Source organism: Corallococcus llansteffanensis (assembly GCF_003612055.1).
Taxonomy (GTDB): Bacteria; Myxococcota; Myxococcia; order Myxococcales; family Myxococcaceae; genus Corallococcus; species Corallococcus llansteffanensis.
This window is the reverse complement of the sequence record NZ_RAWB01000132.1, coordinates 1-19,357: the sequence shown is the minus strand read 5'-3', so window position 1 is coordinate 19,357 and position 19,357 is coordinate 1. Positions and strand designations below refer to the sequence as shown.

The following is a 19,357-nucleotide window of genomic DNA, read 5'->3' as shown; positions in this document are numbered from 1 at the left end:
AGCGTCGGGGCTGCGCGCCCTCCCCCGCCCCGCGCACCGTCGGGGCGCGTGACTCGGCGCGTGACTCCAGGGGGGTCGCCGTCACGGCGGGCGTCACATCCGGCCGGGGGTTGAGCACGGAGCCCGGCTGCTCCCGCTGCCGCAGCGTCGCGAAGTACCCGAGCACCACCAGGGCCGACAGCCCGTCGAACACCGCCACGAGCAGCGCCAGCGGTGAGAGCAGCCCGCGCGCCACGGCCACGGACACCATCAGGCACGCCCCGACCTTCTGGAGCCCCGACCACAGGAAGGCCGCCGGGTTCGCGCGGGGCTCGCGCAGGCCGTACAGCAAGAGGCCGCCGAACAGCGCCATGAACATGCCCACGATGCGGAAGAAGTGGGTGGGCGCCGGGGAGGCGTCCGCGCTCAAGAGCCGCAGCTCGATCCCAGGCACCAGCAACTGGAAGCCGCCGGCCACGACGGTGATCCACGCGATGGCCGCGAGCACCTGGCGCCACTCGCGCCCGTGGGTGCGGGCCCGGCGCTCCAGCCACCGTGACAGGCCCGCGCTCATGCGTGGGCCTCCCGGCGCCGGGGAAGGGACAGCCCGTAGCGGGTCGACCGGGCCACCACCGGACGCTCGGCGCGCAGCACGCGGTGCACGAAGTAGCCCAGCGTCGCCAGCCACTGCACCGACCACAGCCCCACGCGGATGCGGTTCGTCCGCATCCACGCGCCCAGCACCTCCGCCAGTCGCTCGGGCGACGTGATGCCGGCCGCCATCTCCGCGTTGTACGGAAAGATGAAGATGCGCGTCAGCAGCGTGGCCACCACCACGGCCAGCAGCACCAGCAGCGGGTACCAGCGCAGCGCGGACCGCCGCTCCCGCCAGGCCAGTATCCCCGCCGACAGCAGCATCACCGCCGTCATGACGGTGAAGAACCGCGTGGCCGCCTGCACCTGTGGCACGAACTGGAGGTAGTAGTTGTCCACCGTGAGCTGGGGAGCGATGGGGAACGTGAAGAGGATGAGCGACCAGCCCGTGCCCAGGTACATGGACGTGCACAGGAACAGCAGGCACGCGTTCGCCAGGTGGAGGAGGTCGCCCCGCTTCATGGCCAGACACCCTGGACGGTCGCGGACGGCGCGCCGGCGGCATCCGGCGGCGGCATCGGCGTCTGGCCCTGGCCCAGGTCCACGACGCTCTCCAGCCCCTCCGGATACGTGCTCTCGGGCAGCGAGGGCTGGGTGAGGAACCACGCCTCGAAGTGATCATCCAGCACGCCGCTCGACGACGGGAAGAACCCGGTGAAGAGGGGGCGGTCGGAGATGCCCAGCTCCTTCAGCGGCCGGACGCGCGGGTGGTCCCCCAGCTTCAGGTCGGCCTTCGCCCACCGTCCGAGCCGGAAGCCGAACTTGCCCCGGAAGTAGATGGACGACTTCATCAACAAGCCCCGGAAGGCGCAGTAGTTCACCGCCGCGGCCCGGAGGGGCAGCCAGGCCCTCTTCGGGCGTTCGATGCCCACGTGCACCGCCAGCTGGCCGCCCTCCACGTAGCGGCTGCTCACCGTGCCGTCCTCCACGCGGAAGTCCAGCCGGGCCAGGTGCTTGGGCATGCCCCAGATGCCCTTGCCGCCCTTCACGGACACCTCCGTGTTCACCGGCAGGTCCACCACGTACTGCCCCACGCCGTAGCGCTTGGAGAACAGCAGCGGCAGCAGCGGCGGCGCGGGCCGGAGCCCATGCGTGCACGCCAGCGCGATGCTGAACTCGATGTACGCGCCAATGTCCGTGACGTGGTAGTCGATGACGGTGATGAGCAGCACGCTCCGGTCCCGCGTCACCCGCAGCGGGTGCAGCTCGTTGCCGGGCAGCAGGCTCGCGGCGCGGCGCGCGTCCACCGTGAAGGCGGCCATCATCACCGGGGCGCCCTTCGAGTCCACGGGCAGCGCGTACGGGATGTCGTCCACCCGCGAGTAGCGGCCTGCCTGCTTCTTGATGCGCTTGGGGATGAACATGACGGACCTTTCACACCGGGCGATCCAGCTCGGAGAGGAGGAGGGGGAAGACGTCCTGGGCCGCGCGCTTGCCCATGAAGACATCCAGGTGGCCGTAGCCGGGCAGCACGTGCAGCGAGTGCCGGCCCGGGTGGAAATGCTCCAGGTGCTCGAAGCTGCGGCGCTGGCTCTCCGCGAGGAAGCAGCGGTTGTCCTCGCCCGCGAAGAACGCGAAGCGCGCATCCGTCTGGGGCTCGCGCTCGCCCAGGTCCTCCGGCAGCGCGCTGAAGCCCTCCACCGGCACCAGGTGGCCGGCGCGCACGCACGCATCCATCTGGCGGAAGAAGGTGAAGGGCACCGGACCGAACTCGTGCTGGAGCCAATCGTGCGTGGAGGCGTTCAGGTTCTCGTGCCGCCAGAGCACCGGGAAGCCCGTGCCGTAGGTGAAGCTCGTCCAGCGGCAGACCAGGTTGTCGCACTCGTGATGCGTGGCCATCACCACCCGCGTCAGGGCGCGGGCCGTGCGCGTGGGGCCGCCGTAGGCCCACTGCGGATCCAGGTACGGCGTCAGGTGCGCGACCAGCGGGACGGCGTAGTGCAGCTTCAGCTTCGCGGAGGGAGGCACCACCGGGTGCAGCGACACCGCGTTGGTGACGATGACGTCCACCTCCGGCAGCAGCCCCGCCACCGCGGCCATCGTGAAGCTGGTGGAGCCCTGGCAGTGGACGACGGCCTTGACGGTGTCGTGCCCCGTCTTCTCCACCACGGTCTTGATGGCGGCCGGGTGGTCCAGGACGGCGGCCTGGTCCAACGTCCATTCACCGGGCTCCACGTCGATGCTCGCGCGCCAGTTCTCCAGCCACACGTCGTAGCCGTCCTCGATGAGCGCATCCACCACGGTCTGGCGCACGGGGGCGCGGAAGATGTTCCCGCGCACGCCCGCGCCGTGCACCAGCACCACCGGTCCCTTGTCCGCCTTCTCGAAGCCGCGCAGGTGAACGAGGTGCAGCGCGCGTCCATCACCAGCGAGGAAGGGAACGACCTCCTCGGAGTAACGAGGCTCATGAAATGGTTCCGCGGACATGACGTCCCCCCAGACGCAAACGTGGTGCGGTGCGTGAAGGGCGACAACCGGCGTGCGGACCCTGCCGCGCAATCCCTCGCCGGTCCTGACCGGGGCCTCGCGGAACGGCGTGGCGCCTCCCTGACACGCCGCCCAGGACGTGCGCGCGGTGTTAAGGGTGCAGGCATGGACCAGGACACGGGCTGGAGCGACTACGAGGCGGGAGCGACGCTCGGGGGCATGGGCAGCCAGGGCGGCATCGTGGTGCGCGACGAGGGCTATCGCGGCAACCTGCGCCTCACCTACGAAGCGGACGAGGAGCGCTCCTTCCACTCCATCACCTGCGGCATCGCCGGGTGGCTGCGGCACCCGCGCTTCTTCTACACTGCCGACGAGGCGACCCGCGCCTTCGAGGCGATGAAGCCCGCGCTGGAGGAGCTGGGCGCGAAGCTCACCGAGGGCGGCCCGCGTTCGACAGCGGACGGCCAGGCGGCGGGCCCGCTGCTCGCCGCCTTCATCGTGCGCTTTTCCTGAGGCCGGCCCCTCGCGCGTAAGGGTTGCTTAAGGTTCGCCCGCGATAACCCGGTTCACCGTCCGGCCCGTGCCGGACGGTCCCGCGAGTGGCACCCCCGCCGCTCCCGGCTCCCCGTCTCCCGGAGGAACCACCGGATGAAGAGCGAGACCCCTCAGGACCTGCTCCCCCAGGTCATCACGCGTCGAGGCATCCTGCGCGGCATCGGCCTGTCGCTGGCCGCGGTCCCGCTGGGCCGGCTGCTCATCGCCTGCGGTGGCAGCGAGACCGACGGCGTGACGGGCGACCCCGACGCGGGCACGACGGATCCGGGCGTGTGGGCCACCGGCGGCACCGCGGCGATGACGGCCGCCACCAGCTACCCGGACCCGTTCGCCGCCGGCATCGGCACGGTGTGCACCCTCACCTGCGAGTCCACGCTGGGCCCCTGCTACGCGACCACGGTGGAGCGCAAGGACATCAGCGAGGGCCACGACGGCCTGCCGGTGCGCCTGGCCTTCCTCATCGTCGACGAGGCGTGCAAGCCCATCCCGGGCGCCACGGTGGACATCTGGCACGCCGCACCGGAAGGCCTGTACTCCGGCGAGGACGCCAGCGACTTCTGCACCTCCGGCGATGCGGTGGCGCGCGCGGCGCGGTGGTTCCGCGGCGTGCAGACCACGGACGCGAACGGGCGGGCGGACTTCGACACCTGCTTCCCGGGTTGGTACAGCAGCCGCACCATTCACATCCACTTCACCGTGCGCGTCAACGGCAGCGAGTTCGTCACCTCGCAGCTCTTCTTCGACGACACGCTCAACGACGACATCGTCAACACCCAGCCGCTGTACAACACGCGGGGGGCGCGCGACACGACCAACGCCAACGACAACGTCGTCTCCGCGGAGAGCGTGGGCAACTACCTCTTCACCACGCAGCGCCTGGCGGACGGCGCGATGCTGGCGGCCAAGACGCTGGTCATCCGCTCGTCGCTCGCCAACGCGCAGTGCGCCATCCCGGGCGGCGGTGGTGGGGGTGGCGGTCCCCCGCCGGGCGGTGACGGCGGCATGGGCCCGCCGCCCGGTCGCGACGGCGGCTTTGGCGGTCCGCCTCCGGGCTTCGACGCCGGAGTGCCCTGAGCCAGACTGTGCTGGACGCCCCGGACACCTCCGGGGACGCAACGGGAGGCATGACGCATGGGGGACCGCATCCTGCTGGTGGAGGACGATGAGCCGCTCGGTTCGCAGATCGTCGGGCACCTCCGGGGCGCGGGCTTCGATCCCGTCTGGTGGCGCGAGGGCCGCCTGCTGGTGGCCGGCGAGCTTCCGGACGTGAGCCTCGTGGTGCTGGACCTGATGCTGCCCGGCACCTACGGCCTGGACATGCTCAAGGCGCTGAGGACCTTCTCGGAGGTCCCGGTGCTCATCCTGAGCGCACGCAACGACACGTTGGACAAGGTCCGCGCCCTGAAGCTGGGCGCGGACGACTACATGACGAAGCCCTTCTGGCCGGAGGAGCTCGTCGAACGCGTGCGCGCGCGCCTGCGCCGCCCCACCCTCCAGAAGGAGCAGGCGGTGGTGGAGGTGGGCCCGCTTCGCATCGATCTCCAGGGGCACGCCGTGCAGGTGCGCGGGCGGCCGGTGGAGCTGACGCGGGTGGAGTTCGGGCTGCTCGCGGCCCTGGCGCGCAGGCCCCAGGAGGCCGTGACGCGGCAGTGGCTGGTGGAGCACGTGCTGGATCCGGAGCGCGAGGGCACGGAGCGCACGCTGGACGTCCACGTGTCGCGGCTGCGGCGCAAGCTGGGTCCGGTGAAGTGCGTGGAGACGGTGTGGGGCGTGGGCTACCGGCTGGTGCCCGGGGAGGACGCGTGAAGCTGCGGCTGCGCCTGGCGCTCACGGCGGTGGCGGTGACGGTGCCCACGGCGTTCGCGCTGGTGCAGGTGGAGCACTCGGTGCGCCGGCGCACGACGGACGAGGTCATCGCCGAGTCCACGCTGGCGCAGATGCAGTCCGGGGGCCGCGAGCGCTGCGAGGCCGCGCCCGACACCTGGATGGTCCGCACCCGTTCACCGCGTCCTCCGTGGGAGCACGACGGAGGCGGCCCGGGGGAGCCGCCTTCCGGGCCGGGCAACGGCGGGCCGCCCCGGAGCAGCCCGGGTGACAAGGGGCCCTTCCGCGGAAGGATGCCGCCGGTGCAGCTCTTCCCGTTCGACGGCCAGTTCGTGTCGCGCAACGCGCAGGCGCCCGCGCTGGACGACGACCTGCGCGAAGGGGTGCGGGCGGATGGCGTGGGCGTGCGCCGCTACTCCAAGGAGGACGGCGCGTTCGTGCAGGACCTGCTGCTGCGCATGCCCTGGGAAGGGGGGCCGTGCGAGTACGTGCTGGCCCGGCGCGTGGAGCCCTCCAATTCACCGGAGGTGGGCCTGCCTCCGCTGAACATCTGGGGGGTGCCCACGCTCATCCTGCTGTCGGCGATGGTGGTGGCCCTGGGCCCGGTGGTGCAGCGGCTGCGCCGGCTCACGGTGGAGGTGCGCGCGTCCTCGGGCAGTCACTACCGGCAGCCCGTGACGGTGCAGGGCCACGACGAGATCGCGGAGCTGGCCCGGGCCTTCCAGGAGGCCCGCGAGGAGATCCAGGCGCAGATGGCGCACCAGGAGGCCCGTGAGCAGACGCTGCGCGACTTCCTGGCCAACACCACGCACGACGTGATGACGCCGCTCACCGTGCTGCAGGGCCATCTGGCCGCGATGCAGCAGCGGCTGCGGACGGGTGAAGCACTGGAGCCCGGCCTGGTGAACTCCGCGATGGGCGAGGCGCACTACATGGCCTCGCTGGTGCACAACCTGGGGGCGGCGGCGCGGCTGGAGGCGGGAGCGCCCCAGGTGCAGCATGCGCCGGTGGACCTGAACGCGTTGGTGTCGCGCGTGCTGGGCCGGCACCAGCCCATCGCCCGGCCGCGGCGCATCGCGCTGGAGAGCGGCGTGCCGGCGACGCCCACCTGGGTGATGGGCGACGAGACGCTCCTTGAGCAGGCGGTGAGCAACGTGGTGCTCAACGGCATCCGCTATGGGCGCGAGGACGGCCACGTGGCGGTGGTGCTGGAGACGACGCGCCAGCAGACCTTCCACCTGCGCGTCATCGACGACGGGCCGGGCATCCCGGACGACGAACGCTCGCGCCTGCTGGAGCGCCGCTTCCGGGGCAACGCGGCCCGCACGCGAGACCCGCAGGGCCAGGGCCTGGGCCTGCACATCGTGCACAACGTCGTGGAGCTGCACGGCTGGACGTTGGCCCTGGCTCCCTCCGAGTACGGAGGTCTGGAGGTCGGCTTCACCGGCCCGTTGATGGCGCCGACAGCCTGACCGGCGGCTGGCGGGAGCGCTCCAGCAGGAAGGCCACCAGTTCGGGCCAGGCGGCCTGGAGCGCGTCGGGAGAGGCCTCACCGAACACGGCGACGGCGTCCACGGGCCGCGGCTCCCCGGTGAGCTGTTCCTGGCACCAGGCCCCCAGCGCTTGCCGCAGGCCGCGCAGCGGGCCGGTGAGTTCCTGCGCCACGGGCTGCCCAAGCTGCTCCCGCGCCTCGCTCCACAGCCCGGCCCGGCAAGCCACCACGGCCGAGGCGAGCACCGCCAGCGAGAAGGGCTTGTGTCCCCACTTCCTCACCGCGTCCAGCCACTGTTCAGCCGGCTTCGACCGCCCCTGCATCGCCGCCGCCAGCGCGAGCGCCGCGCACAGCACCGCCCGGAACTGCGGCGTGAGGTCCTTGCGCGTCTCCAGGCGGCCCAGCGCGCGTTCCGCGTCCGGCAGTCGCCACAACTGGAGCTGGCAGACGGCGATGTTGTAGGTCGGGATGACGTCGCTCTTGGCCAGGGGGAGCGCCGCTTCGAACTGCTGGAGCGCGGCGACCACCCGGCCCTCCGCCATCAACCGGAGCCCCTCTACGTTGTGCACCGCGCTCCTGCGGTAGCGCGGCAGGTAGTAGAGCGCCAGCGGCACACACAGGGCGCATAGGAAGTAGGGGGCGTTTCGGGAGAGCTTCGCCGCCGCTTCGTGTGAGCCGGGAACGAAGTGGAAGAGCGCCCGGGAGGCGACGAAGAGGACCAACCCCAACACCGTGCCGATGAGGAGCCATCGATTCCGCATGGTCCGTCTTCTAGTACCACCCGGTCGCATCCAAGAGGAGAACTCCGCTCGGTCCTGGCACGGCCACGCGCTTTCCCGTCCCCCGTCGCCGGTCGGAACGCTCTCGGGCGGAGCGTCCCGGCGACGAAGCGGATGAACCTGTCCGACTGTCGGACAGGTTTGACAAGCGCGCCCGGCAGGCCGCCCCCACCGCTTCACCGGGGAACGGGCTGGGGCCGTCCTGCGACAGCCTCCAGCGTGGCACCCGCCCCCCAGTCCGACACCCATGGGACGAGCCAGGCGCGGCGCGAGAAGGTGCCTGCGGTGTCCCGTGCCGGAGTCTCCCCCTGAACGGAATGACTTCGGCTGGCTTAGAGTTCCCGCCGGTTCATGACCGGGATCCGCTGGGCCTTGGGCATCCCACCGCTCGCCAACGTCCGGCGCGTGTAGCCCGCGGCGCGGACCGTCGGCGTCGCAAGGTTCTTGCGCGGAGGCGTGATGCGAGTCGTGCCTCGCGTCGCCTTCAGGAGCTTCGTGCGCGGAGTCGTGGCGCGGGCCCCCCGCGTCTCCATCGCGTTCTTCGTGCGCGGAGCCGCAGCGCGGGACATCGGCGTCGTCATCGCGTTCCTCGTACGAGGAGTCGCAGCGCGGTCCATCCGCGTCGTCATCGCGGACTTCGTACGCAGGGGCATGACACGGTTCATCCGCGTCGTCTTCGCGGCCTTCGTGCGCGGAGTCGTGACACGGTTCATCCGCGTCGTCTTCGCGGTCTTCGCGCGCGGAGCCGTGACACGGGCCCTTCGCGTCGCCTTCACGGTCTTCGCACGCGAAGGCATGGCTCGCATCGCCTTCCCCACCATCGGCTTGCGCTTCGCGGGCCGCGCCGTGCGCAGGGCCGCCTTCGCCATCCTGCCCAGCTGGAGTTCGAAGCGCGCCAGCGCCGTGCGGAACATCGCCACCTTGCGCCGGGTGTTCATCATCCCCTCCACCTTGCGGCTCCGCAGCGGGACGCGCTTGCCCGGAGCCCCGCGCCGCATCCGCTCCGTGCGTGGCGCGTACCGGTCCATCATGTCGCGCGCCCGCTTCACCATTCCCTGAACCTCGCGCCGCGACAGCGCCATCAGGTTCCTCGGAGCACTGGCCACCATCACCTGACGCTCCCGCTCGTTCATCAACGCCGCACCTGCATCCCTCGCCTTGCGCATGTCCGCCCCTCCCTGGGGTTCGCGAAACAGTCGCAAGGTTTGGTGGCCATGCCCCCGGCCGCAAGGCAGCGTCAGCGCGAGCCTGCTTCACCGCCCATCCCCGGGGATACAGCCCCGTGTCCGCCAGCGCTCAGGAGCTCAGCGCGACACGGACCCGGGCGGCGCTTCCAGCAGCACCGCCAGCTTCTCCAGCGCCAGCCGTGCGCGCGTCTTCACCGTACCCAACGGATGCCCCGTCTTCTGGGCGATCTCGCTCTGGGACAGGCCCTCGAAGTACGCGAGCAGCACCACCTCCCGCTGCTCCGGCGGCAACTGCGCCAGCGCCGCGCGCACCCGCGCCTGGTCCTGGCTCGCGGCCACGGAGACATCCGGCGCCTGCGGCGTGGCGCTCACCGGCGGAGCCTGCTGGCTGACGCCCTCCACCATCCGCGACACCGTGCCCAGCGACCGCAGCCGGTCGATGGCGCGCGTCCGGGCGATGGTCGTCACCCACGTCTCCAGCCCTCCGCGCGCCGGGTCGAACTCGCGCGCGCGGCGCCACACGTCCAGGAAGATCTCCTGGAGGACCTCCTCCGCGTCCGCCCGCGTGGGCAAGAGCCGGACCGCGATGGCGAACGCCCGCGCCGAACACCGCGCGTAGACGTCGCGCATGGCGTCCGCACTGCCGAGTGCCACCTGCCGGAGCAGGTCGCGGTCGGCCGACAGGTCACTCGCTTGCTGAGCGGAGGAGTCGGTAGGCGCCATGTTCATCCCGGATACCGCAACCGGAGGGGCGGATCCCAGCTTCAACTGTCCTGAGTCTTCCACCCAGCCTCGCAGGGTAGTCGCCTGTCCCCTCCATCCCTAACGTTGACAGGCCAACGCGACCAGGCGGTCGTCCTCTTCAATCAACAACACCCGCACATTGCCGCCTGGAGCCACCCACTCACAGTCCTATAAGCCACCGCCAAGCCGATATGACCGACCGACTCGGAAGCGTGTTCATCGAGAACGTCCAGCCGGAGCTGGACGCAGGGCGCTACGCCATCAAGCGCATCGCCGGGGAGAGCCTGACCGTCCGCGCGGACATCTTCAAGGAAGGTCACGACGTCCTCGTGGCCGTCGCGCGCTGGCGCCAGGTCACCCCCGCCTCCCAGAAGACGGAGTGGGCGGAGGTCCCCCTCGCCCCCAGGAGCAACGACGCCTGGGAGGGGGTCATCCCCCTGGCCCGCAACGGCCGCTACGAATACACGATTGAAGCCTGGCCGGATCTCTTCCGCACCTGGGCGCACGAGCTGAAGCGCAAGGTGGACGCGGGCCGCGACGTGAAGAGCGAGCTGCTCGAAGGGGCGGCCCTCCTGGAAGGCGCCGCCGCGCGCGCCAGGGATGTCTCCGCCGAGGACAGCCGCGTGCTCGCCGAGGCAGGGGCCCGCCTGCGCACGCCGCCCTCCCCGGAGCACCTCCTCGCCGCGCTGTCACCCGAGCTGGCGGACGTGGCGTCGCGTCACCCGGACCGCACGCTCGCGCGCCGCTACGACCCGGTGCTGGAGGTGTTCGCGGACCGGGAGAAGGCGCGCAACGCCGCCTGGTACGAGTTCTTCCCCCGCTCCGCGAAGCGCGACGGCACCACGCACGGCACCTTCAAGGACGCGGAAGGCTGGCTGCCGTACATCCAGAAGCTGGGCTTCGACACCGTCTACCTCCCGCCCATCCACCCCATTGGCCGCACCGCGCGCAAGGGCAAGAACAACACCCTGCGCGCGCTGCCCGGCGACGTGGGCAGCCCCTGGGCCATTGGCGCGGCGGAGGGCGGCCACAAGGCCATCCACCCGGAGCTGGGCACGTTCGCGGACTTCCGCGCGTTCGTGGAGGCCGCTCAAGCGCACGGCATCGAAGTGGCGTTGGACCTGGCGTTCCAGTGCGCGCCGGACCACCCCTACGTGAAGGAGCATCCGGAGTGGTTCCAGCACCGCCCGGACGGCACCATCAAGACGGCGGAGAACCCGCCCAAGCGCTACGAGGACATCGTCAACTTCGACTGGATGGGCCCCGCGCGGGACGCCCTCTGGAAGGAGCTGAAGTCCGTCGTCCTCTTCTGGGTGGAGCACGGCGTGAAGACCTTCCGCGTGGACAACCCGCACACGAAGCCCATGCAGTTCTGGCACTGGCTCATCCGCGAGGTGCAGGACCTGCACCCGGACGTGCTCTTCCTGTCGGAGGCCTTCACCCGCCCCAAGGTGATGAAGGCCCTGGGCAAGGTGGGCTTCACCCAGTCGTACACGTACTTCACCTGGCGCCTCTTCAAGGACGAGCTGCGCACGTACCTGGAGGAGATCACCCAGCCCCCGGTGGCGGACTACTTCCGCGGCAACCTCTGGCCCAACACGCCGGACATCCTGCCGGAGAACCTCCAGAACGCGGGCCCCGGCGCCTTCCGCCTGCGCGTGGCGCTGGCCTCCACGCTGTCGTCGGTGTGGGGCATGTACTCCGGCTACGAGCTGTGCGAGGGCCGGCCGGTGCCGGGCAAGGAGGAGTACCTGGACTCGGAGAAGTACCAGCTCGTCGCGTGGGATTGGGACAGGCCGGGCCACATCTCCGAGTGGATTTCGAAGCTCAACGCCGCGCGCAAGCAGCACCCCGCGCTCCAGCAGTACACCGGCCTGCGCTTCTTCGAATCCGACAACGACCGCGTCCTCTTCTACGGCAAGCGCACCCCGGACGGGACCAGCACGGTGCTGGTGGCGGTGAGCCTGGACCCCTACGCGCCGCAGGAGGCCCTGCTGCACGTGCCCATGGAGTGGCTGGGCGTGAAGGCGGAGGAGACCTACCAGGTGCATGAACTGATGGCCGACCAGCGTTCGCTGTGGCAGGGGCCGGACGTGCAGGTGCGCCTGACGCCTGAACAGCCCGCGGCCCTGTATGCCGTCTACCGCTTCCGCCGCACCGAGCACGCGTTCGACTACTTCGAGTGACACCCTTTTGAGAGGCGTATGGACCTGGATCCGCTCTGGTACAAAAAGGCGCTCATCTACGAGCTGCACATCCGCGCATTCCACGACTCGAACGGGGACGGCCACGGGGACATCCCGGGCCTGATCGAGAAGCTGCCGTACCTGCAGGAGCTGGGCGTGGACTGCCTCTGGCTCCTGCCGCACTACCCTTCCCCGCTGCGCGATGACGGCTACGACATCGCGGACTACTACGGCATCCACCCGGACTACGGCACGCTGGCGGACTTCCAGCGGCTGGTGGAGGAGGCCCACAAGCGCGGCCTGCGCATCCTCACCGAGCTGGTGGTGAACCACACCAGCGACCAGCACCCCTGGTTCCAGGAGGCGCGACGCGACCCCAAGAGCCCCAAGCGCAACTGGTACGTCTGGAGCGACACCGACGAGCAGTACAAGGGCGCGCGCATCATCTTCACCGACACGGAGCGCTCCAACTGGACGTGGGATCCGGTGGCCAAGCAGTACTTCTGGCACCGCTTCTTCAGCCACCAGCCCGACCTGAACTACGACAACCCCGAAGTGCAGGAAGCCATGCTGGACGTCATGCGCTTCTGGCTCAACATGGGCGTGGACGGGTTCCGCTGCGACGCCGTGCCCTACCTCTTCGAGCGCGAGGGCACCAACTGCGAGAACCTCCCGGAGACGCACGCGTTCCTGAAGCGCCTGCGCAAGACGATCGACTCCGAGTACCAGGGAAAGGTGCTGCTCGCGGAGGCGAACCAGTGGCCCGCCGACGTGCGCGTGTACTTCGGCGAGGGCGACGAGTTCCACATGGGCTTCCACTTCCCGGTGATGCCCCGCCTGTTCATGGCGGTGCGCCGCGAGGACCGCACACCCATCGTCGAAATCATGCAGCAGACGCCGGACATCCCGGACAACTGCCAGTGGGCCATCTTCCTGCGCAACCACGATGAGCTGACGCTGGAGATGGTGACGGACGAGGACCGGGACTACATGTACCGGGAGTACGCCACCGACCCGCGCATGCGCATCAACCTGGGCATCCGCCGCCGCCTGGCGCCGCTGATGGACAACGGCCGCCGGCGCATCGAGTTGATGCACAGCCTGCTGTTCACCCTGCCCGGCACGCCGGTCCTCTACTACGGGGACGAGATCGGCATGGGCGACAACATCTACCTGGGCGACCGCAACGGCGTGCGCACGCCCATGCAGTGGACGGGCGACCGCAACGCGGGCTTCAGCCGCGCGGACTACGCGCGCCTGTTCGCGCCCGTCATCGCCGACCCCGTCTACGGCTACCAGTCCATCAACGTGGAGGCGCAGGACCGCCAGAAGTCCAGCCTGCTCCAGTGGGTGAAGCGGATGATCCGCATCCGCCAGCGCTACCCCGTCTTCGCCATGGGCACGCTGAAGTTCCTCGCCACGGAGAACCGCAAGGTGCTGGCGTTCGTGCGCGAGTGGCAGGGCCAGTCCGTGCTGGTCATCTGCAACCTGTCGCGCTTCGCGCAGCCGGCCGTGCTGGACCTGCGGGAGCTTGCCGGCGCGGTGCCCGTGGAGCTGATTGGAGAGACCGCGTTCCCCCGCATCAGCGACCTGCCCTACCAGCTGTCGATGGGGCCCTACATGTTCCTGTGGTTCCGGTTGGACAAGCCAATGCCGGGGAAGGAGTAACCGCCAGTGACATCCTTGGACCTGACAAAGCTGCCCGACTTCCTCAAGGCCCAGCGCTGGTTCGCCGGCAAGGCGTGGCCCATCAAGAGCGTCAGCGTGGTGGACCACGTGCCCCTGGAGCTGGGCACGTGTTCGTTCACGCTCGCCATCGTGGAGGTGGTGTACGAGCTGGGCCAGCCGGAGCGCTACCAGATCCTGGCGCGCCAGGGCCCGGACGGCCTCTCCAGCGCGCTGGAGGACGACGACTGCGTGCGCGCCCTCTTCAACCTCGCGCGCGAGGGCCGGGAGATGCCCTCCGGCTCCGGCCGCCTGGTGGGCGAGTGGATCGCCTCCACGGACAGCGGGGTCGCCCTGCCGGAGCCCCTGCCGGTGCGACGGCTCAACGTGGAGCAGAGCAACACGTCGATCGTGCTGGGGGAGCGGGTCATCATCAAGATCATCCGCAAGCTCGAAGCGGGCGTGAATCCCGAATACGAGGTGGGCCGCTTCCTCGCGACGAAGACGTCGTTCCGCGCGACGCCGCAGCTGCTGGGTGCGCTCAACCTGCAGGGGCCCGCGGGCGCGACGCTGGGCCTGGCGCACCGCTTCGTGCCGGACGCCGTGGACGGCTGGAAGTACACGCTGGACCGGCTGCGCCAGCAGAAGTCCCTCGGTGACGGGTTCCTGCAGGACATGCGGGAGCTGGGGGCCCGGCTGGGAGCGCTGCACAAGGCGTTCGCCTCCTCGGGGCCGGACGACCTGGCCTTCTCCCCGGAGCCGCTCCTGCTGGAGGACCTGCAGCGCTGGAGCGCGTCCATCGTGGGAGAGCTGGGCGTGACGCTGGCGGACGCCGGGCGGCTGCACGCGGACCTGGAGGGCCGGCGCGAGGGGCTCATCGCGTACGCGAAGAAGCTGGCGCACGTGGCGCCCTCCGGCCTGAAGATCCGCATCCACGGCGACCTGCACCTGGGCCAGGTGCTGCGTTCGGACAACCAGTGGCTGTTCTTCGACTTCGAGGGCGAGCCGTCCCGGTCGTTCACCGCGCGCCGGGAGAAGTACAGCGCGCTGCGCGACGTGGCGGGGATGATCCGCTCCTTCGACTACGCGGAGGCCACGGTCGCGCTGGAGGGCGGCCAGCCACGCGGGCGCGTGGGCCCCACCCGCGACGCGTTCCTGGAGGGCTACCGCACGGCGACGCGCGGGGCGGCCTTCCTGCCCGACACCGACGAGGCCTTTGACGTGATGTTGCGCGCCTTCGAGCTGGAGAAGCTGTTGTACGAGGTGCGCTACGAGCTGGCGAACCGGCCTGACTGGGTGCGCATCCCCGTCGAGGCCCTGTTGCGGATGGAGGATGCCCAGTGAGGAAGCCGGCGGACAGAGCACAGGTGGACGCGGAGCTGCAACGCGTGGTGGAGCTGCGCCATCCGGAGCCGCACTCGGTGCTGGGCGTGCACCCGGACGGGGACGGCATGGTGGTCCGGACCTACCGGCCGGAGGCCGTGTCCCTCCACGTGCTGCCGGAGTTCGGCGGCAAGGTGCCCATGGTGCACCGCACCGGCGGCGTCTTCGAGGCGCGCATCAACGGCCGCACGGAGCCCTTCAGCTACCTGCTGGAGGTGGAGTACCCGGGCAAGAAGGTCTTCACCCTGCGCGACCCGTACAGCTTCCTGCCCACGCTGGGGGAGCTGGACCTGTACTTCGCGGGCGAGGGCCGGCACGAGCGGCTCTGGGAGCGCATGGGCGCGCACCTCATCCACCACAACGGGGTGAAGGGCGTGTCCTTCGCCGTCTGGGCGCCCACGGCGGCCAGCGTGTCGGTGGTGGGCGACTTCAACGGCTGGGACGGGCGCCTGCACAGCATGCGGCGCATGGGCTCCTCGGGCATCTGGGAGCTGTTCGTCCCGGAGGTCGGCGAGGGCACCCGCTACAAGTTCGAGATCCGCCCCGGGCATGGCGGCGGCCGGCTGCTCAAGTCGGACCCCTTCGCCTTCCGCACGGAGACGCCGCCCGCGACCGCGTCGGTGGTGCACGACCTGGACCGCTACGCGTGGGGTGACAGCGCGTGGCTGGAGTCGCGCGGCCAGCAGAAGGACGTCGCGCACCGGCCCTGGAGCGTCTACGAGGTGCACCTGGGCAGCTGGCGCCGCGTGGTGGAGGACGGCGACCGGCCCATGACGTACCGCGAGCTGGCGCCGGAGCTGTCGCGCTACGTGAAGGAGACGGGCTTCACCCACGTGGAGCTGATGCCCGTGTCGGAGCACCCCTACGGCGGCTCCTGGGGCTACCAGGTCGGCGGCTACTACGCGCCCACGTCGCGCTTCGGCCACCCGGACGACTTCCGCTACCTGGTGGACTACCTGCACCAGGAGGGCATCGGCATCCTCGTGGACTGGGTGCCGGGCCACTTCCCGCGCGACAGCCACGCGCTGGGCAACTTCGACGGTACGTCACTCTATGAGCACGCCGACCCGCGCAAGGGCGCGCAGCCGGACTGGGGCACGCTCGTCTTCAACTTCGGCCGCAACGAGGTGCGCAACTTCCTCATCGCCAACGCGCTGTTCTGGCTGGAGGAGTACCACATCGACGGGCTGCGCGTGGACGCGGTGGCCTCCATGCTCTACCTGGACTACAGCCGCAAGCAGGGCGAGTGGATCCCCAACCGCTGGGGCGGCCGCGAGAACGAGGAGGCCATCCAGTTCCTGCGCGAGCTCAACGACATCATCCGCCGCAAGCACCCGGGCGTCGTCGTCATCGCGGAGGAGTCCACCGCGTGGCCCAAGGTGAGCCAGCCCACGAGCGAGGGCGGCCTGGGCTTCCACTTCAAGTGGAACATGGGGTGGATGCACGACACGCTGTCGTACTTCGGCAAGGACCCCATCCACCGGCAGTACCACCACAACCAGCTCACCTTCGGCCTGCTGTACGCGTTCAGCGAGCACTTCATGCTGCCGCTGAGCCACGACGAAGTGGTGCACGGCAAGGGCAGCCTCTACAGCCGCATGCCGGGAGACCCGTGGCAGAAGCGCGCCAACCTGCGCGCGCTCTTCGCGTGGATGTGGGCCCACCCGGGCAAGAAGCTGGTCTTCATGGGCGGCGAGTTCGGCCAGCCGGCGGAGTGGAACCACGACCGCAGCCTGGACTGGCACCTGCTCCACGACCCGGGCCACAAGGGCATCCAGAAGCTCGTGTCCGACCTGAACCGCGTCTACCGCGAGCTGCCCGCGCTGTACGACTCCGACAGCGAGCCGGTGGGCTTCCAGTGGCTCCAGCCGGACGCCTCCGCGGCGAACGTGCTGGCCTTCGTGCGCCGCTCCCGCACGCCCGGGCGTCACGTGGTGTGCGTGGCCAACCTGTCACCGGTGCCGCGTGAGAACTACCGCGTGGGCTTCCCGCTCCAGGGCCGTTACGTGGAGTTGGTCAACAGCGACGCGGGGGAGTACGGCGGCAGCGGCCTGGGCAACCAGGGTCAGGTGCACACCGAGCCCACCGGCTGGGACGGCCAGCCGGCTTCGGCAGCCCTCACCCTGCCCCCGCTGTCGGTGGTGTGGTTCACGCCGGGCTGAGCCGTCATGCAGCACTGGAGACGTTCCCGCCGTGGCCAGGCGGGAACGTCTTCACGGAGCTGAACACCGGGGGTGTCTCAGCCTTCTGATTCATCCGGGACGAGCACGGTCTTCAACCGCGCCAGGATCGCCTCCGGGACGTCGAGGAAGGACAGCCCTACCTCGAAGCGCGCCACCGCGTCCCTGGGTAGCTTGATGGCCCAGACGATGCGCGCCGTACATTCCAGCGAGCTGCCGTCCGGCATGAACAGCTCCAGGTCCAGGCGGCTGCCCACGTCCTGCGGTTCGTCGGAGTAGATGCGGGCCCCGCCGAGGCTGACATCGAGCACCTGCTTCTTCTCGCCCAGCTTCATCCGCGCGGGGCGCGAGTAGAGGGGGGCGTGCAGCCGGGGGAAGGCGCGGCGATCAATGTAGGAGGTCGTCTGGTTCGTCACGATTGGCCATCCTAGCGTGACTGTCACGAAACAACATATTGCCCTCCCAGCCGAGCAGGCTACCCAGGGGGTGGGACGTGTCCCAGCCCCGGGTGGGGCGTCACCCATTGATACCGGGTGCATCCCGGGCCAGCTCGTCGCAGATGAGGCCCTGGATGCGGAAGGCGAGCCGCGCCTCCTGGACGACCTCCTGGGCTTCCTGCTCGCCGAGCTCCACCTCGTCCAGCCGGGCGGAGAGCCGGGCCTGGAAGGCGTGCAGCTCTCCCGGGGCCACCGCGTTGTAGAAGGCCGTGCCCCGCCCGCCGTCCAGCTCGAAGGCCTGGGCGATGAGCTGCGCGCGCTGGGGTGAGGTGTACAGGTCCTGCACGCAGCGGGCGTAGGCGTGGGCGATGAGCAGGTGCGGCGCTTCCCCGGCGACCTCGTGGATGCGCTCGGCGTGCAGCCGCGTCTCCGCGCAGGCGAACGGGTGCGTGCGCGTGTCGCCGCAGAACCAGTCCAGGTCCGCCAGCAGCGCCGAGGCCCGCCGCAGCTCCGGCAGCCGCAGCAGCCGCGCGACGGCGCCGTCCTCGACCCCGGGCAGCACGGACTCGAAGGCCTCGTAGAGGACGTGCAGCTGGCGCAGGTGGTTCACGTAGTGTCGGGCCCGCACGAACTGGCCGTAGACGCCGCCGTTCCACGCGCCGTGGAAGAGCGCCTCCAGGAAGGTGGACTGTTCGGCCTGGCGCCGCGCCATCCCCGTCCCCTCCTCCAGGCGCCGCGACAGCGGCTGGGGTGACGCTGGCGCGGGAGAGGAGGACGCGGTCGACGGCCGCCGGTCCCTCGCGGAACGGACGATGCCGCCCCACCGGAGCGTGCCCTGGAGGCTCACTGCTTCCACCTGTCGTCGGACGCCCCGTGGGCGGTGGCGGTGGAGGCCGCCTCGAGCTGATGGATGGCCTCCAGCAGCGTGTGCCCCAGCGCGCGCAGGACGTCCTCCTCCAGGCGGAGCGTCACCGGTCCCACCGCCAGGTGGATGTGCCCACAACTGCACCGCGTCACTTCAGCGCACGGGCTTTGCGCCAACACCGCCCTGCAGCATCCCTGACCGAGCATCGCGATCTCCAATTGATTTTGATTATCGAAATCAAATTCATGAAGCCACAACGGCCCGTCGCGGTCAAGCCCGGATCGCACGTCTTCCGGCCCCAGCTCCGCCCAAAGACAGACATGATACAAATAAAACACAACCATCTCATGACAATGATTGCCATTCAATGACAGACACTTCACCTCCAGGAGAAGCATGGGTGCTCGTTTGTTCATGTAGGCATGAGAGCCAGGGGAGCGGAAAACTGGCTGAAGGTTTGTTCAGGTCTGTTCATGCCCCTGATCGGGCGCTCGAAAACTGGCTGAAGGTTTGTTCAGGTCGTGTTCAGTCCATCTGGCCCCGGACATCCCGGAAAACCATGGACGAATGGGGTCGCCTCCCCTCGGAGGTCTCGGTTAGGAAAAGGGACCATGCGGCTCTCCCTCGTGCTGACGACCTTCCTGGGGCTGGCGACCTTGCAGTCCGGCTGCCGTTCCAATGCTCTGCCGCCCTCCCCTCCCCCGTCCGGCAACTCGGATGCGGGCCTGGAGGACGCGGGCAGCGGGGTGACGACGGATGGCGGGCTCCCGCCCGAGATGACGCTGCAGAAAGCAGAGGTTCTGGTCCCGCCGGACATGAAGGCGGAGCCGTTCGACGTCCCGCGCGCCCTGAACATCCCCAGCCAGATGCAGGTCTCGGTCTGGGCGCGGGTGACAAACGCGCGCTTCATCGCCGTGTCCCCGGAAGGCACCCTGCTCGTGTCGGTGCCGGCTCAGAACAAGGTGATGCAGGTGCGCCCGCGGCCGGGTCAGTCGCCGGA

17 protein-coding genes and 2 pseudogenes are annotated in these 19,357 nt (G+C 70.0%); 9 read left to right on the top strand and 10 right to left on the bottom strand.

The features are described from left to right. The 4 genes and pseudogenes from D7V93_RS14800 to D7V93_RS14785 all read right to left on the bottom strand — a co-directional run. Nucleotides 1-553, bottom strand: a pseudogene (locus D7V93_RS14800) (patatin-like phospholipase family protein); the annotation flags it as partial. Next, nucleotides 550-1,095 (bottom strand): hypothetical protein, encoded by a 546-nt coding sequence (locus D7V93_RS14795; RefSeq protein ID WP_120644034.1) that lies wholly within the window; start codon nt 1,093-1,095, stop codon nt 550-552. The pseudogene D7V93_RS14800 and the gene D7V93_RS14795, both read right to left, overlap by 4 nt. Further along, a complete protein-coding gene (locus D7V93_RS14790) occupies nt 1,092-1,997 on the bottom strand; it encodes an acetoacetate decarboxylase family protein (protein WP_120644033.1) in 906 nt (301 codons plus the stop codon). The genes D7V93_RS14795 and D7V93_RS14790 overlap by 4 nt, the downstream gene beginning before the upstream one ends. 10 nt (nt 1,998-2,007) lie before the next feature. Further along, nucleotides 2,008-3,060, bottom strand: a complete 1,053-nt coding sequence (locus tag D7V93_RS14785; RefSeq protein WP_120644032.1) for an alpha/beta fold hydrolase — start codon at nt 3,058-3,060, stop codon at nt 2,008-2,010. A gap of 165 nt (nt 3,061-3,225) precedes the next feature. Here D7V93_RS14785 and D7V93_RS14780 point away from each other — a divergent pair, with 165 nt between their 5' ends. The 4 genes from D7V93_RS14780 to D7V93_RS14765 all read left to right on the top strand — a co-directional run bounded on the left by D7V93_RS14780 (nt 3,226) and on the right by D7V93_RS14765 (nt 6,911). Beyond that, nucleotides 3,226-3,573 carry a hypothetical protein gene (locus D7V93_RS14780; protein ID WP_120644031.1) on the top strand — a complete coding sequence of 116 codons (348 nt, stop codon included), beginning with the start codon at nt 3,226-3,228 and terminating at the stop codon, nt 3,571-3,573. A 135-nt stretch (nt 3,574-3,708) separates the two neighbouring features. Further along, nucleotides 3,709-4,689: a dioxygenase family protein gene (locus D7V93_RS14775; RefSeq protein ID WP_120644030.1), complete on the top strand. Its 981-nt coding sequence runs from the start codon at nt 3,709-3,711 to the stop codon at nt 4,687-4,689. A gap of 57 nt (nt 4,690-4,746) precedes the next feature. Next, nucleotides 4,747-5,421 (top strand): response regulator transcription factor, encoded by a 675-nt coding sequence (locus D7V93_RS14770; protein WP_120644029.1) that lies wholly within the window; start codon nt 4,747-4,749, stop codon nt 5,419-5,421. Next, complete coding sequence (locus tag D7V93_RS14765; protein WP_120644028.1) at nt 5,418-6,911, top strand: sensor histidine kinase; 1,494 nt, start codon at nt 5,418-5,420, stop codon at nt 6,909-6,911. Before D7V93_RS14770 ends, D7V93_RS14765 begins: the two co-directional genes overlap by 4 nt. Here D7V93_RS14765 and D7V93_RS14760 read toward each other — a convergent pair. From D7V93_RS14760 to D7V93_RS14745, 3 genes are all read right to left on the bottom strand, one after another. Further along, a complete protein-coding gene (locus tag D7V93_RS14760) occupies nt 6,880-7,692 on the bottom strand; it encodes a hypothetical protein (protein WP_120644027.1) in 813 nt (270 codons plus the stop codon). The genes D7V93_RS14765 and D7V93_RS14760 overlap by 32 nt on opposite strands. 350 nt (nt 7,693-8,042) lie before the next feature. Beyond that, the gene (locus D7V93_RS44440) at nt 8,043-8,876 is read right to left on the bottom strand and encodes a hypothetical protein (RefSeq protein WP_147451182.1); all 834 of its coding nucleotides are present in this window, start codon (nt 8,874-8,876) and stop codon (nt 8,043-8,045) included. A 138-nt stretch (nt 8,877-9,014) separates the two neighbouring features. Then, entirely contained in the window at nt 9,015-9,620 is a 606-nt protein-coding gene (locus tag D7V93_RS14745) for a sigma-70 family RNA polymerase sigma factor (RefSeq protein ID WP_120644035.1), read from the bottom strand. A gap of 212 nt (nt 9,621-9,832) precedes the next feature. On the opposite strand from D7V93_RS14745, the gene D7V93_RS14740 reads away from it, so the two are divergent. Genes D7V93_RS14740 through glgB form a run of 4 tightly spaced genes read left to right on the top strand, consistent with a single transcriptional unit; the run spans nt 9,833 to nt 17,037 of the window. After that, on the top strand, nt 9,833-11,827 hold the full coding sequence (locus D7V93_RS14740; protein WP_120644024.1) for an alpha-1,4-glucan--maltose-1-phosphate maltosyltransferase: 1,995 nt from the start codon (nt 9,833-9,835) through the stop codon (nt 11,825-11,827). Between the two features lie 18 nt (nt 11,828-11,845). Then, nucleotides 11,846-13,495 carry a maltose alpha-D-glucosyltransferase gene (gene treS, locus D7V93_RS14735; RefSeq protein WP_120644023.1) on the top strand — a complete coding sequence of 550 codons (1,650 nt, stop codon included), beginning with the start codon at nt 11,846-11,848 and terminating at the stop codon, nt 13,493-13,495. A gap of 6 nt (nt 13,496-13,501) precedes the next feature. Next, on the top strand, nt 13,502-14,836 hold the full coding sequence (locus D7V93_RS14730) for a maltokinase N-terminal cap-like domain-containing protein (RefSeq protein ID WP_120644022.1): 1,335 nt from the start codon (nt 13,502-13,504) through the stop codon (nt 14,834-14,836). Beyond that, nucleotides 14,833-17,037, top strand: coding sequence for a 1,4-alpha-glucan branching protein GlgB (glgB, locus tag D7V93_RS14725; protein WP_120644021.1), 2,205 nt, complete (start codon nt 14,833-14,835; stop codon nt 17,035-17,037). The genes D7V93_RS14730 and glgB overlap by 4 nt, the downstream gene beginning before the upstream one ends. 77 nt (nt 17,038-17,114) lie before the next feature. Here the strand turns inward: glgB and D7V93_RS14720 are convergent, their stop codons facing one another. From D7V93_RS14720 to D7V93_RS46615, 3 genes are all read right to left on the bottom strand, one after another. Next, nucleotides 17,115-17,471, bottom strand: coding sequence for a PilZ domain-containing protein (locus D7V93_RS14720; protein WP_244237320.1), 357 nt, complete (start codon nt 17,469-17,471; stop codon nt 17,115-17,117). Between the two features lie 100 nt (nt 17,472-17,571). Continuing rightward, a complete protein-coding gene (locus tag D7V93_RS14715; protein ID WP_120644019.1) occupies nt 17,572-18,339 on the bottom strand; it encodes a biliverdin-producing heme oxygenase in 768 nt (255 codons plus the stop codon). Further along, nucleotides 18,336-18,755, bottom strand: coding sequence for a hypothetical protein (locus D7V93_RS46615; RefSeq protein ID WP_147451181.1), 420 nt, complete (start codon nt 18,753-18,755; stop codon nt 18,336-18,338). Before D7V93_RS46615 ends, D7V93_RS14715 begins: the two co-directional genes overlap by 4 nt. Before the next feature lie 213 nt (nt 18,756-18,968). Between D7V93_RS46615 and D7V93_RS14705 the strand changes: the two are divergent. Beyond that, a pseudogene (locus D7V93_RS14705) lies at nt 18,969-19,357 on the top strand (hypothetical protein); the annotation flags it as partial.